This window comes from Sphingobium sp. LMA1-1-1.1, from assembly GCF_040676365.1.
Taxonomy (GTDB): Bacteria; Pseudomonadota; Alphaproteobacteria; order Sphingomonadales; family Sphingomonadaceae; genus Sphingobium.
The window spans coordinates 409,525-421,778 of record NZ_JBEGHS010000001.1 but is presented as its reverse complement, the minus strand read 5'-3'; the positions used below and the strand labels follow the sequence as shown (position 1 = coordinate 421,778).

Annotated in this window: 11 protein-coding genes and 1 tRNA gene; 9 read left to right on the top strand and 3 right to left on the bottom strand. The window is 62.2% G+C overall.

Going from position 1 to position 12,254, the window contains the following annotated elements; all coding sequences use genetic code 11:
* Positions 1-132 precede the first annotated feature (132 nt).
* Positions 133-1,593 (top strand): amidophosphoribosyltransferase, encoded by a 1,461-nt coding sequence (gene purF / locus MRBLMA1_RS02100; RefSeq protein WP_363735376.1) that lies wholly within the window; start codon positions 133-135, stop codon positions 1,591-1,593.
* Between the two features lie 82 nt (positions 1,594-1,675).
* The gene (locus tag MRBLMA1_RS02095; RefSeq protein ID WP_363734742.1) at positions 1,676-2,386 is read left to right on the top strand and encodes an SDR family NAD(P)-dependent oxidoreductase; all 711 of its coding nucleotides are present in this window, start codon (positions 1,676-1,678) and stop codon (positions 2,384-2,386) included.
* Positions 2,387-2,451: 65 nt separating this feature from the next.
* On the opposite strand, the gene MRBLMA1_RS02090 is transcribed toward MRBLMA1_RS02095, so the two are convergent.
* Positions 2,452-3,735, bottom strand: a complete 1,284-nt coding sequence (locus MRBLMA1_RS02090; RefSeq protein WP_363734740.1) for a cyclopropane-fatty-acyl-phospholipid synthase family protein — start codon at positions 3,733-3,735, stop codon at positions 2,452-2,454.
* Between the two features lie 35 nt (positions 3,736-3,770).
* Entirely contained in the window at positions 3,771-5,147 is a 1,377-nt protein-coding gene (locus MRBLMA1_RS02085; protein WP_363734738.1) for a cryptochrome/photolyase family protein, read from the bottom strand.
* Between the two features lie 183 nt (positions 5,148-5,330).
* Here MRBLMA1_RS02085 and MRBLMA1_RS02080 point away from each other — a divergent pair, with 183 nt between their 5' ends.
* The 7 genes from MRBLMA1_RS02080 to MRBLMA1_RS02050 are packed head-to-tail and all read left to right on the top strand — an operon-like array spanning position 5,331 to position 12,068.
* A complete protein-coding gene (locus MRBLMA1_RS02080) occupies positions 5,331-5,816 on the top strand; it encodes an RNA pyrophosphohydrolase (protein WP_363734736.1) in 486 nt (161 codons plus the stop codon).
* Positions 5,817-5,860: 44 nt separating this feature from the next.
* Positions 5,861-6,760, top strand: coding sequence for a DUF481 domain-containing protein (locus MRBLMA1_RS02075; protein WP_363734734.1), 900 nt, complete (start codon positions 5,861-5,863; stop codon positions 6,758-6,760).
* Positions 6,761-6,804: 44 nt separating this feature from the next.
* Complete coding sequence (locus tag MRBLMA1_RS02070; RefSeq protein ID WP_363734732.1) at positions 6,805-8,028, top strand: hydrolase; 1,224 nt, start codon at positions 6,805-6,807, stop codon at positions 8,026-8,028.
* Positions 8,025-9,044: an arginine N-succinyltransferase gene (locus MRBLMA1_RS02065; protein ID WP_363734730.1), complete on the top strand. Its 1,020-nt coding sequence runs from the start codon at positions 8,025-8,027 to the stop codon at positions 9,042-9,044. Before MRBLMA1_RS02070 ends, MRBLMA1_RS02065 begins: the two co-directional genes overlap by 4 nt.
* The gene (locus MRBLMA1_RS02060) at positions 9,041-10,324 is read left to right on the top strand and encodes an N-succinylarginine dihydrolase (protein WP_363734728.1); all 1,284 of its coding nucleotides are present in this window, start codon (positions 9,041-9,043) and stop codon (positions 10,322-10,324) included. Before MRBLMA1_RS02065 ends, MRBLMA1_RS02060 begins: the two co-directional genes overlap by 4 nt.
* Positions 10,325-10,349: 25 nt before the next feature.
* On the top strand, positions 10,350-10,568 hold the full coding sequence (locus tag MRBLMA1_RS02055; protein WP_133652086.1) for a hypothetical protein: 219 nt from the start codon (positions 10,350-10,352) through the stop codon (positions 10,566-10,568).
* A 48-nt stretch (positions 10,569-10,616) separates the two neighbouring features.
* Positions 10,617-12,068 carry a cobyric acid synthase gene (locus MRBLMA1_RS02050; protein ID WP_363734726.1) on the top strand — a complete coding sequence of 484 codons (1,452 nt, stop codon included), beginning with the start codon at positions 10,617-10,619 and terminating at the stop codon, positions 12,066-12,068.
* Positions 12,069-12,102: 34 nt separating this feature from the next.
* On the opposite strand, the gene MRBLMA1_RS02045 is transcribed toward MRBLMA1_RS02050, so the two are convergent.
* Positions 12,103-12,179 (bottom strand) — tRNA-Arg (locus MRBLMA1_RS02045).
* Between the last annotated feature and the right edge of the window lie 75 nt (positions 12,180-12,254).

Here is a 12,254-nt window from a genome sequence, read left to right as displayed (position 1 = left end):
ACGGCGGCCGGCCGGAACCACCTCCCCCCTTTTTTGTGACAGGCAGGCGACAAACTGTCCCTGACGCACTATATGCGCGCGAAAGCCGCCCGACAGGTGCGGACAGGATCGGCAGTGGACCATCAAGAACCCATGTTTACGACCAACCCGTTCGACGACGACAAACTGCGTGAGGAATGCGGCATTTTCGGCGTCTTCAACGCTGAAACCGCTTCTGCCATGGTCGCCCTTGGCCTTCATGCCCTCCAGCATCGTGGTCAGGAAGCCGCAGGCATAACCAGCTGGGACGGCCATGATTTCCATACCCATCGGGCAATGGGACATGTGGCCGGCAATTTCGATCGGGACGAAGTGATTCGGGCCCTTCCCGGTACCGCCGCCTGCGGCCATGTCCGCTATTCCACTACAGGCGAGACATCGCTCCGCAATGTCCAGCCGCTTTACGCGGAATTGAGTTCAGGGGGTTTCGCCGTCGCGCACAACGGCAATATCTCCAATGCCATGAAACTGCGTCGCGAATTGATCCGCCGAGGTTCCATCTTTCAGTCCACCTCCGATACGGAGGTCATCATCCATCTGGTGGCGACGTCCACTTACCGGACGCTGCTCGACAAGTTCATCGACGCGCTGAAGCAGGTCGAGGGCGCCTATTCGCTGATCGTGATGACGCCCGAAGGCATGGTCGCCTGCCGTGACCCGCTGGGCATCCGTCCGCTGGTCATGGGCAAGCTGGGCGAGTCGATCATCTTCGCTTCGGAAACCGTGGCGTTCGACGTCGTGGGCGCGGAACATGTCCGTTCGATCGACCCAGGCGAACTCGTCATCGTCACCCATGACGGCGAAGTACGCAGTCATCGTCCCTTTGGCGACACGCATGCACGCCCCTGCATATTCGAACATGTCTATTTCAGCCGCCCCGATTCCGTCGTCGACGGGTCCAGCGTCTATTCAGTCCGCAAGGCCATCGGCGCGCAGCTCGCCATCGAAAACCCGGTCGAGGCGGACTTCGTCATTCCCGTGCCCGACAGCGGTGTGCCGGCGGCGATCGGCTATGCCCAGCAATCGAGCATTCCTTTCGAGCTGGGCATCATCCGTTCACATTATATCGGCCGCACCTTCATCCAGCCGGGCGACAAGGTCCGGCACCTTGGCGTAAAGCTGAAGCATAATGCCAATCGCGCGCTGATCGAGGGCAAGCGCATCGTCCTGATCGATGATTCCATCGTGCGCGGAACTACCTCGCTGAAAATCGTTCAAATGATGCGTGAAGCAGGCGCCAAGGAAGTGCACATGCGCATCGCCAGCCCGCCGACGAAGCATAGCTGCTTCTATGGCGTCGATACGCCAGAGCGCACCAAGTTGCTGGCGCATCGCCTGGATATCGGCGGGATGCAGGACTTCATCCATGCCGACAGCCTGTCGTTCATATCCATCGATGGTTTGTACAAGGCGCTGGGTGAAGCGAAGCGCGCCGACATCCGGCCGCAATATTGCGATGCCTGCTTCACCGGCGACTATCCCACGACGCTGACCGACCAGGATGAAGCTGTGGTGCAGAACCAGCTCGAACTGCTGGCCGAGCGCGTGGTCTGATCGTCTTTCCCACCTCGATACCGATGACCCGGCGCTTTACCACTCCGGGGCTCGCTTCTTCCTGATTCCAAGAGGGATATTCATGTCGTCCCAGTCCCTTTCCGGTAAGCTCGCCCTCATCACGGGCGCAAGCCGCGGCATCGGCGCCGCCACTGCGGAGGCGCTTGCCGCCGCGGGCGCCCATGTCATCCTGACCGCGCGCACCACGGGCGGACTGGAAGAGGTGGAGGAGCGCATTCATCGGGCGGGGGGCAGCGCGACGATCGCGCCCCTCGACCTGATCGACGGCGAAAGCATCGGGCGGCTGGCGCAAGCGATTTCCGGCCGGTGGCAGGCGCTCGACATATTGGTGCTGAATGCCGCGACGCTGGGCAGCCTGGCTTCGGTCCCGGCCATCGACGCCAAGGAATTTGCCCGGTTGCTCACCCTCAACGTCGCGGCGCCTCAGGCCTTGATCGCTGCTTTCGACGGCATGCTGAGGGCGAGCGGCGATGCACGCGTGGTGGCGATCACCTCTTCGGTAGGGGCACAACCGCGGGCTTATTGGGGCGCCTATGGTGCTTCGAAGGCGGCGCTCGAAACGCTGGTGGGAGCCTATGGCGAGGAGGTGAAGAACATCTCTGCCATTCGCACCCATATCGTGGATCCTGGCGCCACCCGCACCGCCATGCGGGCACGTGCGTTCCCCGGCGAAGATCCGTCGGCGCTCAAGGCGCCTGAACTGGTGGGACAGGCTATCGTCGATCTGGTGATTGCCGATACACCGGGCGGTTTTCGGACCCGCATGGATTGAGGGCGGGCCGGCAGGATTGGGCCATGGTTCTGCCGTAACGCGCCATGTCCGGCGGACAGCACCGGCTATCCGCCAATCCTCACCTCATCCGGTTTCACCAGCGTAACCTGCGCCACGTCGATAGTTCCACCGCGAAAGCCGCCCTCGCAATACATCAGATAATAGCGCCAGAGGTCGACGAAATGCTGGTCGAAACCGGGCGGCAACCAGCCTTTGTCCACAGCTCGATCAAAGCGTTCGCGCCAGCGCCGCAGCGTTTCAGCATAATGCAGGCCAAAACGGCGTACATCGCGCCACACCAGGCCTTTCGCTTCGGCCAGCGCCCGAAACCGGCTTTCCGACATGAGCATGCCGCCGGGGAAAATATAGGTCTGGATGAAATCCGCGCCTCTGGCATAGCCTTCGAATATCGCATCATCGATCAATATATACTGGATCGCCGCCCGGCCGCCCGGTTTGAGCAGCCGCTCGATCGCCTCAACATAGGCAGGCCAGTAGCGTTGCCCTACCGCCTCCACCATTTCCACGCTGGCGATGGCGTCATATTGGCCCTGGGCATCGCGATAGTCGCGCAATATGATATTCGCGCCCGACCCCAGGCGGTCACGCGCGAAATCGGCCTGCTCAACCGAAAGGGTGAGGCCATCATAGCGGATCGGACAACGCGCCATCGCCTGTTCGGCCAAGCCACCCCAGCCACAGCCGATTTCCAGCAGCGCATCCCCTTCACGAAGGTCGAGCCTGTCGAGAATGGCATCAACCTTTCGATGTTGCGCACGTTCCAGGCTTTCGATCCGATCATCAGGGTCGCGAAAAAGGGCGCTGGAATAATGCATGCCCTTGTCCAGCCATAGCTGGTAAAAGTCATTCCCCAGATCATAATGATAGGCGATGTTGCGCCGCGATCCCTTGCGGCTGTTGCGCCTTGCCCAATGGAGCGATCGGCCGATCCAGCGCGCTGGTCCATGCGGCCGGGCGACATTGCCCAGACTGGCGGCGTTGGCCATGAACAGGGCGAACAGCGGAACCGGGTCGGGGCTGGTCCACTCCCCTCGCGCCCAGGCACGGTACCAGCCCGCCGATCCTCCCGCGGCCAGACGAAGCAACGCACGCCAGAGCCGAAGATGGACCTCGCATTCCGGCCCCGGCGCACGACCACCCAGCAGGCGCTGGCTGCCGTCGGGCAGAATGGCATGCAGAGCCCCCTGCTCCAGCCCCAAATCAATGCGGTCGAGCAGTTTGTGAAACTGCCGCGCGACGAGATGATCCGGCCAGCCGTGAGCACGGCGCTCCAGCGGCCGCTTGATCGGCACTGCCGCCCGGCCGCGGCGGGGTTCCATGACGTTCATGCCTTCACTCTGCCCAATGGTCTACTGCGTCGCAATCATGGCTTGATCCCGCGCCAGGCGGCGAGCGCCCTTTCGCGCCCCTCCCGATGACCGATGCACTTGGCCGGATAATCGGGCGGTCTGGCATCATGGGCGTCGGGATCGTGAATGATGTCATCTTCCAGATGCGCCAGTTCCGGCACCCAGGTCCTGATATAGGCCGCGGCATCGAACTTCTCCGACTGGGTCAAGGGCGCCATGATCCGGGAAAATATATTGGCATCCACGCCGCTGCCTGCAACCCACTGCCAATTGACGCTGTTGTTGGCGTAGCTCGCATCGACCAGCGTGTCCCAGAACCAGCGCGCGCCATGCCGCCAGTCGATCAACAGATGCTTGATCAGAAAGCTGGCCGTGATCATGCGGACGCGATTATGCATCCAGCCGGTGGCCCAAAGCTGCCGCATGCCCGCATCGACGATGGGATAGCCGGTGCGCCCGGTCTTCCAGGCGCTGAAGTCGCCTCCCGCCTCGCGGAGATCGCGCCAGGGCAGGTGATTGAAAGCTGGCCTCGCATTTTCCGAACCATAGGTGGGCATGGCCCAGATCTGGTTATGGGCATAGTCGCGCCAGATCAGTTCCTTGAGGAAAGTCGTCGCATCGCCGGGCGCTTTGGCAACACGGTGCCAGACATGGGCGGGTGAGACTTCCCCGAAATGAAGATGAGGCGACAGGCGCGAACTTCCCTCCCGCGACGGCAGGTTTCTGGCATGGTCATATTGGGCCACCTCATCCAGGAATGCGGCGACATTGGCCCGCGCGCCAGCCTCCCCCGGCGTCCAATCCTGCGAAAAGGCGGCAGCCCAGTCAGGCTTCGTGGGTAGAAGCGCCCACTGCTCCAGCGAATCACCCTGGGGCCAATGTCGTGGCCCATCGATCCGCGAAGGTGCCCGAACCGGCCCGGCCGGCGGCATATGCTCCATCACGGCGCGGGCAAACGGCGTGTAGATGCGGTAACTGGTCCCCGTGCCGGTCCGCACAGCGCCGGGCGGAAGCAGCAATGCGCCGTCATGCAGGCAGAGGTCCAGCTTTTTGGCGATCGCCTTCTCCGCATTGCGCCACCAAGGCTCATAATGATGCAGTGCGTGGACACGGCGGGCGCCCGTTTCTTCTGCGAACTGGATAATCTGATCGATGCTTCTGCCCTGCCTCCGGATCAGGCGCGATCCCTTTTCCCGAAGATCATTGTCCAGGCTTTCCAGGCTGTGATGCAGCCACCAGCGCGATGCGCCGCCCATTTTCCATTGGCGCGGCGCGTGATCGTCCAGCACATAGACGGGAATCACCGGCCCATCACGCACGGCGGCCGCCAGTGCGGCCTGATCGGCAAGACGCAGGTCCTGGCGAAACCAGAGGATGACGGGATCCGACATGCACGCGGCCATGCCATGACCCGCCTGCTGTTCCAAGCCCTCGCCCATTTGAAGCGAAGCAAAGCACAAATCGCCGCGTCGGGTTTTTTCCGGCATGGACGTGCGGCCGCTTGCCGCCTATTCTTGCACTGCACAATCAACGAGCCGGATCCGGCTTTTCGGGATTAACGACCAGGGACTATGATGGCGTCGATGCCAAATGAATCAGAACTCGCCTATCGGCCATGTGTGGGTATCATGCTCGTCAACATGGAGGGCAAGGTGTTCGTCGGCCAGCGCATCGACAATGCGGTGGAGGCCTGGCAGATGCCGCAGGGTGGCATCGATGACGGTGAAGACATGAAGACCGCTGCCCTTCGCGAACTGAACGAAGAAACCGGCATCGTCCGCGATCATGTCGAGATCATAGCCAAGGCGCGCGAAGAGCATTTTTATGACCTTCCGCCCGAATTGGTCGGCAAGCTGTGGGGCGGCAAATATCGTGGCCAGCGGCAATATTGGTTTCTCGCCCGCTTCCTGGGTTCGGACGAGGATATCGATATCCAGACGGCGCATCCGGAATTTCGCGAATGGAAATGGACCGAGCCGGACAGCCTGCCGGACCTGATCGTGCCCTTCAAGCGCAAGCTGTATCGGGATATTCTTCAGGAATTCAGGGATCTGATCTGAAAACAGGGATTAAAATCCTCTGCCGTCTCGGTATGAAGGGGCGCATGCGTTATTGGCTGGCCCCTCTCCCTCTCCTTCTCTCCACCCCGGCGCTGGCCGATTATCCCGTGCTTCTGCCGCCGTCGGTCCGGGAAATGATGGAAGCCGCGATTGCCAACGGCAATGAGACCGAGATCGCGACCGTCGCCAAGATCGCCAAGCAGACCAACCCCGGTTCCGCCGACGAAATCCAGCGAATGGTCAACAGTTGGAAGGCGCGGACCAAGGCCACGCACGAAGCCGTGATCCGAGAAGCGCGCTTTACCGATTTGTGGACCGGCAAGTTCGAAGCGGGCGGATTCCGTTCCACCGGCTCCACAAGAGAGATCGGCATCAGCGCCAGTGCCGCAGTCAAGCGCAACGGAATCCAGTGGTCGCACAAGCTGGCCGCCAGCGTCGATTACCGTCGCGCCAACGGGATTACGTCGCGCGAACGCTACACCGCCAGCTATGAGCCGCGTTATGAGTTCGATCCCAGAGGCTTTGCCTATGGCTTGACTCAATTCGAACGGGACACATCGATCGGCTATGACGCGCGATACACCGCGTCGGCGGGTATCGGTTACAAGCTGATTGTCAGCGATCCGGTCGATCTGGCGCTGGATGCCGGCCCGTCGATTCGGCATGCGCGATATGTGGCAGGTGAACAGGAAACCAAGTTGGGCGCCCGTGCATCGATGGATGTCGCCTGGCGACTGACGCCGGTGCTGACATTCAAGCAGACAGCGTCCGGCTATGCGGAAAGTGACGTCTACACGCTCAATTCGCTGACTTCGCTGGTGACGAAGGTCGGAACACGCTGGTCGGCCGCCTTTTCCTACAATGTGCAATATGAATCGGAAACGCTGCTGTCGGCTCGGGATTCCGACACGATGAGCCGCCTGACCCTTACCTACGACTTTTAGAAGCGGGGTGGAGGGGCGCCCTCCGCTCTGATAGGGTTCGCAGGATGAGAGGTCTTTCGTCGTTCGAACAGAGCGTCATGGAAAGCGCGGCAGATGCGCCCATGCTCGCCCAGACTGAAAAATGGGCGGCGGTAAACAGCGGGTCGCGCAATCTTCCCGGGCTTGCCGCCATGACAACCATGCTCGCCGACGCCTTTGCCAGCCTTCCTGGCGCCATTTCCCTTGTCGATCCAGCGCCGGTGGAGACAGTCCGGCCCGACGGCGCTCTGGCCATGGTCGCGCATGGCAGCCACCTGCGCCTGTCGGTGAGGCCTGAAGCCCCGGTGCAGATCCTGCTCACCGGCCATATGGATACGGTGTTTCCCGCCGACCACAGCTTTCAGGCGTTGCGATGGATCGATCCGGTCACGCTGAATGGACCGGGCGTGGCGGATATGAAGGGCGGGCTGGCCGTCATGCTGGCAGCCTTGCGTGCCGTGGAAACCGCACCGGATGCAATGCAGTTGGGCTATGACGTCATCATCAACAGCGATGAGGAGGTCGGCAGCCCTTCATCGGCGGCGTTGTTGCAGCAGGTTGCAACGGGCAAGCTCGCCGCCCTCACCTATGAACCGGCATTGCCTGACGGCACGCTGGCGGGGGCACGCGCCGGTAGCGGCAATTTTGCCATTGTCATCACCGGGCGCAGCGCGCACGCTGGCCGCAATCCACAGGAGGGCCGCAACGCCATCGTCGCCGCAGCCGACCTGGCGCTGCGGCTGAAAGCGGCGAGCGGTGCCGGCTTTTCCTGCAATCCCGCACGGATCGAGGGTGGCAGTCCCAATAATGTCGTGCCCGATTATGCGGTTCTGCACGTCAATTTCCGGCCAAAGACCTTCGCGGACCAACAGGCTGCCGACCTGCTGTTGAAAGACGTCATGGCGATGATCGCGCGGGAGCACGAAGTCATGCTCCACCTGCATGGCGGCTTCGGCCGGCCGCCCAAGCCGATGGATGCGCAGGCGGAAGCCCTTTTCGGACTGGTCCGGCAATGCGGTGCCGATCTGGGTATTTCCATTGCCTGGCGCGATACCGGCGGGGTGTGCGATGGGAATAATATTGCGGCCTGCGGCGTGCCCGTGGTCGACACCATGGGTGTACGCGGCGGCGATATTCACAGCGATAAGGAATATCTGATCGTCGACAGCCTGGCCGAACGGGCGCAATTATCGGCGCTGACGTTGCTTCGCATTGCGCAAGGACATTTCACGACGGGGGTGAAAGCGTGAGTTTTTTCATGCGTACGGCGCGCGCCGACGATCTGCAGACCCTCTATGAAATGGCGAAGCTGACCGGCGGCGGCTTCACCAATCTGCCGCCGGACCGGAAGTCGCTGGTCGCGAAGCTGGAGCGTACGGAACAGGCGCTGGCCCGGCAAAGCGAGGGGGTTGAGGACGAACTGATCGTCATGGTGCTGGAAAACGGCCAGACAGGGCAGGTCCGCGGCACTTGCCAGATTTTCAGCAAGGTAGGGCAAAGCTGGCCCTTCTATTCCTATCGGCTGGGCGTTTTGACCCAACACAGCCGGGAACTGTCGCGCACCTTCAGGGCGGAAATGCTCTCGCTCGTCACCGATCTGGAAGGGTCGACGGAGGTTGGCGGCCTCTTCCTGCACCCCCGCGAGCGCGCCGAGGGCCTTGGCCTGCTGCTGGCGCGCAGCCGCTATCTCTATATCCGCAACCATCGGGCGCGCTTTGGGGAACGGATCATCGCGGAACTGCGGGGGGTCATCGACGAGGCGGGCGGTTCCCCCTTCTGGGATGGTCTCGCGGGTCGCTTTTTCGGCATGAGCTTTCAGGAAGCGGACGAGTTCAATGCAGTGAACGGTAACCAGTTCATTGCCGACCTGATGCCCAAGACGCCGATCTACACCGCCATGCTGACCGACAGTGCCCGCGGCGTCATCGGTATGCCCCATCCCAATGGCCGCGCGGCCATGCGCATGCTGGAGACGGAAGGTTTCACCAATCCCGGTTATGTCGACATATTCGATGGCGGCCCGACGATGGTGGGGCAGATCAACGCGCTGCGCACCATAGCCCACGCCTCTGATGCGCTATTGGGGGCCGTGCATGAGAAGGGCGGAGAAAAGATGCTGGTGACCACCGGACGGCTCGCGGATTTCCGCTGCACCTACGCCTTCGTGATGGAGTGCGACGATGGCGGCATCTCGCTCGACCGGGCGTCTGCGGAACTGCTGGGGCTGGAGCCGGGCCAGTCATTCACCATGGCGGAACGGGCATGAGGGCAAGAGAGATCAATTTCGACGGCCTGGTCGGTCCCAGCCACAATTATGCCGGCCTCAGCCCAGGCAATCTGGCGTCGGCGCGCAATGCGGGAGCGATCTCCTATCCCAGGGCGGCGGCGTTGCAGGGCATAGAAAAGATGCGGTCCAACCTGCGGCTTGGACTGACGCAGGGCCTATTCCTGCCCCAATGGCGCCCGGATGGCGCCTGGCTGTCGGCGCTGGGGACTGATGTCGGCAATGCGGAGGCGCATATCCGGGCGGCCGCGATGTCGGCATCCTCCATGTGGGCGGCCAATGCCGCGACCGTCTCACCCGCTCCCGATACGGCGGATGGGCGCACGCATCTGACCGTCGCCAATCTCGTCACCATGCCACATCGCAGCCATGAATGGCCGCAAACGCTCGCTCAGTTGCGACTCGTCTTTTCCGACCGCCGGGCCTTTGCCGTCCATGGCCCCGTCCCCGCCCCCTTTGGCGACGAGGGCGCGGCCAATCATATGCGCCTGTGTAACAGCCATGGCGAAGCGGGAGTGGAAATATTCGTCTATGGCCAATCGGGCGGCCCCTTTCCCGCTCGCCAGCATATAGAGGCAAGCAAGGCTGTCGCCCGGCTGCATCGGCTGGATCCGGATCGCACCCTGTTCGTCATGCAGTCGGAAGAAGCGATCGCGGCGGGCGCGTTCCACAATGATGTCGTCGCCGTCGCCAACGAGCGCGTGCTTTTCACCCATGAGCACGCCTTTGCCGACAAGGAGCGTTTCTACGCCGATCTCCGCGCCAAGCTGCCGTCGGTTGAAATCGTGGAGGTTCCAGCCAGTGCCATAAGCCTCTCCGACGCAATCCGCAGCTATATCTTCAATGCGCAACTCGTGACCCTGCCCGATGACGGCGGCTCGTCTTCGCCCGGGGCAGGCATGGCGCTGATCCTGCCGACCGAGGCGCGAGACATGCCGGCCATCTGGGCATGGCTGGAACAGATGGTGGCGGGCAACGGTCCGATCCGCAGGCTCGTCCCCGTCGACGTGCGGCAGTCCATGGCCAATGGCGGCGGTCCCGCCTGCCTTCGCCTGCGCGTGGTGGCCGATCCGGCGAATATCGATCCCCGCTTCCTGGTCGATGAGGCAAAGCTGGACGGCATTGCCGACATCGTCCGAAATTACTGGCCCGAAACCATTGTGCCCGACGATCTTGTCGATACCCGTTTGATCGCCCGCATCGAACAATCATGGTTAACCCTTGTTGACCATTTGCAACTTTCGGGCGATCTAGTTCCCTGACGGCAAGCAGGCCGGGTGGGACCAAATGGAACGGATCAAGCGCCTCTTCACGATCAAGACGAAGTTCGAGGCGTTTCTGGTGATCTACGCCCTGGCCTTGGGCGCGACCGAGCGCGGATTCGTCTATATGCAGCAATATCCGGGCACGGGTGGACATCTGCTTGCCCTGGCCTGCACCGGCAGCGTGTTCATGGCCGGCGGCATGATATTGGATGCGGTAGAACTGCGACGCAGCGCCCTTTAACTCTCTGCAGACTTGTATCTGCCGCCTGCTCCATGCAGGAGCGGCTCCATGGCTGCAATCATGCTTCAGGGAACAGGCTCGGACGTCGGCAAATCCTTGCTGGTGGCCGGCCTTTGCCGGGCACTGGTTCGGCGTGGATATAGCGTCCGGCCTTTCAAGCCGCAAAACATGTCCAACAATGCTGCCGTCACCAGTGATGGCGGAGAGATCGGGCGCGCGCAGGCGCTTCAGGCCATGGCCGCGGGCGTCGAGCCGCATACGGACATGAACCCGGTACTGTTGAAGCCTCAGGCCGACCGGACGTCACAGCTTGTCGTCCACGGCCAGGTTCGCGGCAAGCTCGGCAGCGGGAATTTCCGGTCGGCGCGCGGAGAATTGCTGGAGGCTGTGCTCGCCAGCTATCATCGGTTGCAGGCGCAATGCGACGTCGTCGTCGTGGAGGGCGCCGGATCACCGGCTGAAGTGAACCTGCGGGCGGGCGACATCGCCAATATGGGCTTCGCCCGGGCAGCCGATGTGCCGGTGATCCTGGTCGGGGACATCGACCGCGGCGGCGTGATCGCCGCCATCGCCGGAACCAAGGCCGTGATCGATCCCGCCGATGCGGCTATGATCCGAGGTTTTCTGATAAACAAGTTCCGGGGCGATCCGGCGCTGTTCGAGGATGGCTATCGCCATATCGAGCATTTGACCGGCTGGCAGGGCTTTGGCGTCATTCCCTGGCTTGGCGAGGCCAGCCGCCTGCCCAGCGAGGATGCGGTGGTGCTCGAACGCCGGCGGGGGGGACTGGACGAAAAGCTGCTGATCGCTTGCCCCATCCTGCCGCGGATCGCCAACTTCGACGATCTGGATCCCCTGAAACTGGAGCCGGGGGTGGAGGTCATGATGGTGCCGCCGGGACAGCCCATTCCGGCTGAGGCCACGCTCATCATCCTGCCGGGTTCCAAGGCGACGATCGCCGATCTGCAGGCGGTTCGCGATCAGGGATGGGACATCGACATTCGCGCCCATCATCGGCGCGGGCGACCGATATTGGGGATTTGCGGGGGTTACCAGATGCTGGGCCGCAGGATTGAAGACCCGGACGGGATCGAGGGATCGCCCGGCAGCGTCGAAGGGCTTGGCCTGCTGAACGTGGAAACCCGGCTCACAGCGATCAAGATATTGGAAAGAACGAACGGAGTCGCGCTGGGGCAGGCCTTTTCTGGCTATGAGATGCATGTCGGACGCACCGACGGCCCCGATTGCTTGCACCCGTTCGCGCTGCTGGAGGGCGATCGTCCGGACGGCGCATCAAACGGCGATGGCACGGTGATGGGGAGCTATATCCACGGCCTGTTCGCCAGCACCGCGCTGCGCTCCGCCTTTCTCGCGCGATTGGGTCACAAGGCTGCGTCCGGCGATTATCAGGCATCTGTAAATGATGCCCTGGACCAGATTGCAATGCAGTTGGAAGATCATGCCGACTTGGAAGGCCTGATCCGGATCGCAAACGCCTGACGGGAATGCGCCTGCTTTAACGTTTCAAGGGAAATGGCGCACCCGGAACGATTCGAACGTCCGACCCTCAGATTCGTAGTCTGATGCTCTATCCAGCTGAGCTACGGGTGCGTTGTGGATGGGCAGATAGAAGGGGCCGGACAGTCTGGCAAGCCCAAAACACGCCCGTCCCCAATTAAAAAAATG

What these genes read in the sequence shown, in the direction of transcription:
- purF (WP_363735376.1), top strand. Translation starts at nt 133, where the DNA reads ATGTTTACGACCAACCCGTTCGACGACGACAAACTGCGTGAGGAATGC.
- MRBLMA1_RS02095 (WP_363734742.1), top strand. Translation starts at nt 1,676, where the DNA reads ATGTCGTCCCAGTCCCTTTCCGGTAAGCTCGCCCTCATCACGGGCGCA.
- MRBLMA1_RS02090 (WP_363734740.1), bottom strand. Translation starts at nt 3,735, where the DNA reads ATGAACGTCATGGAACCCCGCCGCGGCCGGGCGGCAGTGCCGATCAAG.
- MRBLMA1_RS02085 (WP_363734738.1), bottom strand. Translation starts at nt 5,147, where the DNA reads ATGTCGGATCCCGTCATCCTCTGGTTTCGCCAGGACCTGCGTCTTGCC.
- MRBLMA1_RS02080 (WP_363734736.1), top strand. Translation starts at nt 5,331, where the DNA reads ATGGCGTCGATGCCAAATGAATCAGAACTCGCCTATCGGCCATGTGTG.
- MRBLMA1_RS02075 (WP_363734734.1), top strand. Translation starts at nt 5,861, where the DNA reads ATGCGTTATTGGCTGGCCCCTCTCCCTCTCCTTCTCTCCACCCCGGCG.
- MRBLMA1_RS02070 (WP_363734732.1), top strand. Translation starts at nt 6,805, where the DNA reads ATGAGAGGTCTTTCGTCGTTCGAACAGAGCGTCATGGAAAGCGCGGCA.
- MRBLMA1_RS02060 (WP_363734728.1), top strand. Translation starts at nt 9,041, where the DNA reads ATGAGGGCAAGAGAGATCAATTTCGACGGCCTGGTCGGTCCCAGCCAC.
- MRBLMA1_RS02055 (WP_133652086.1), top strand. Translation starts at nt 10,350, where the DNA reads ATGGAACGGATCAAGCGCCTCTTCACGATCAAGACGAAGTTCGAGGCG.
- MRBLMA1_RS02050 (WP_363734726.1), top strand. Translation starts at nt 10,617, where the DNA reads ATGGCTGCAATCATGCTTCAGGGAACAGGCTCGGACGTCGGCAAATCC.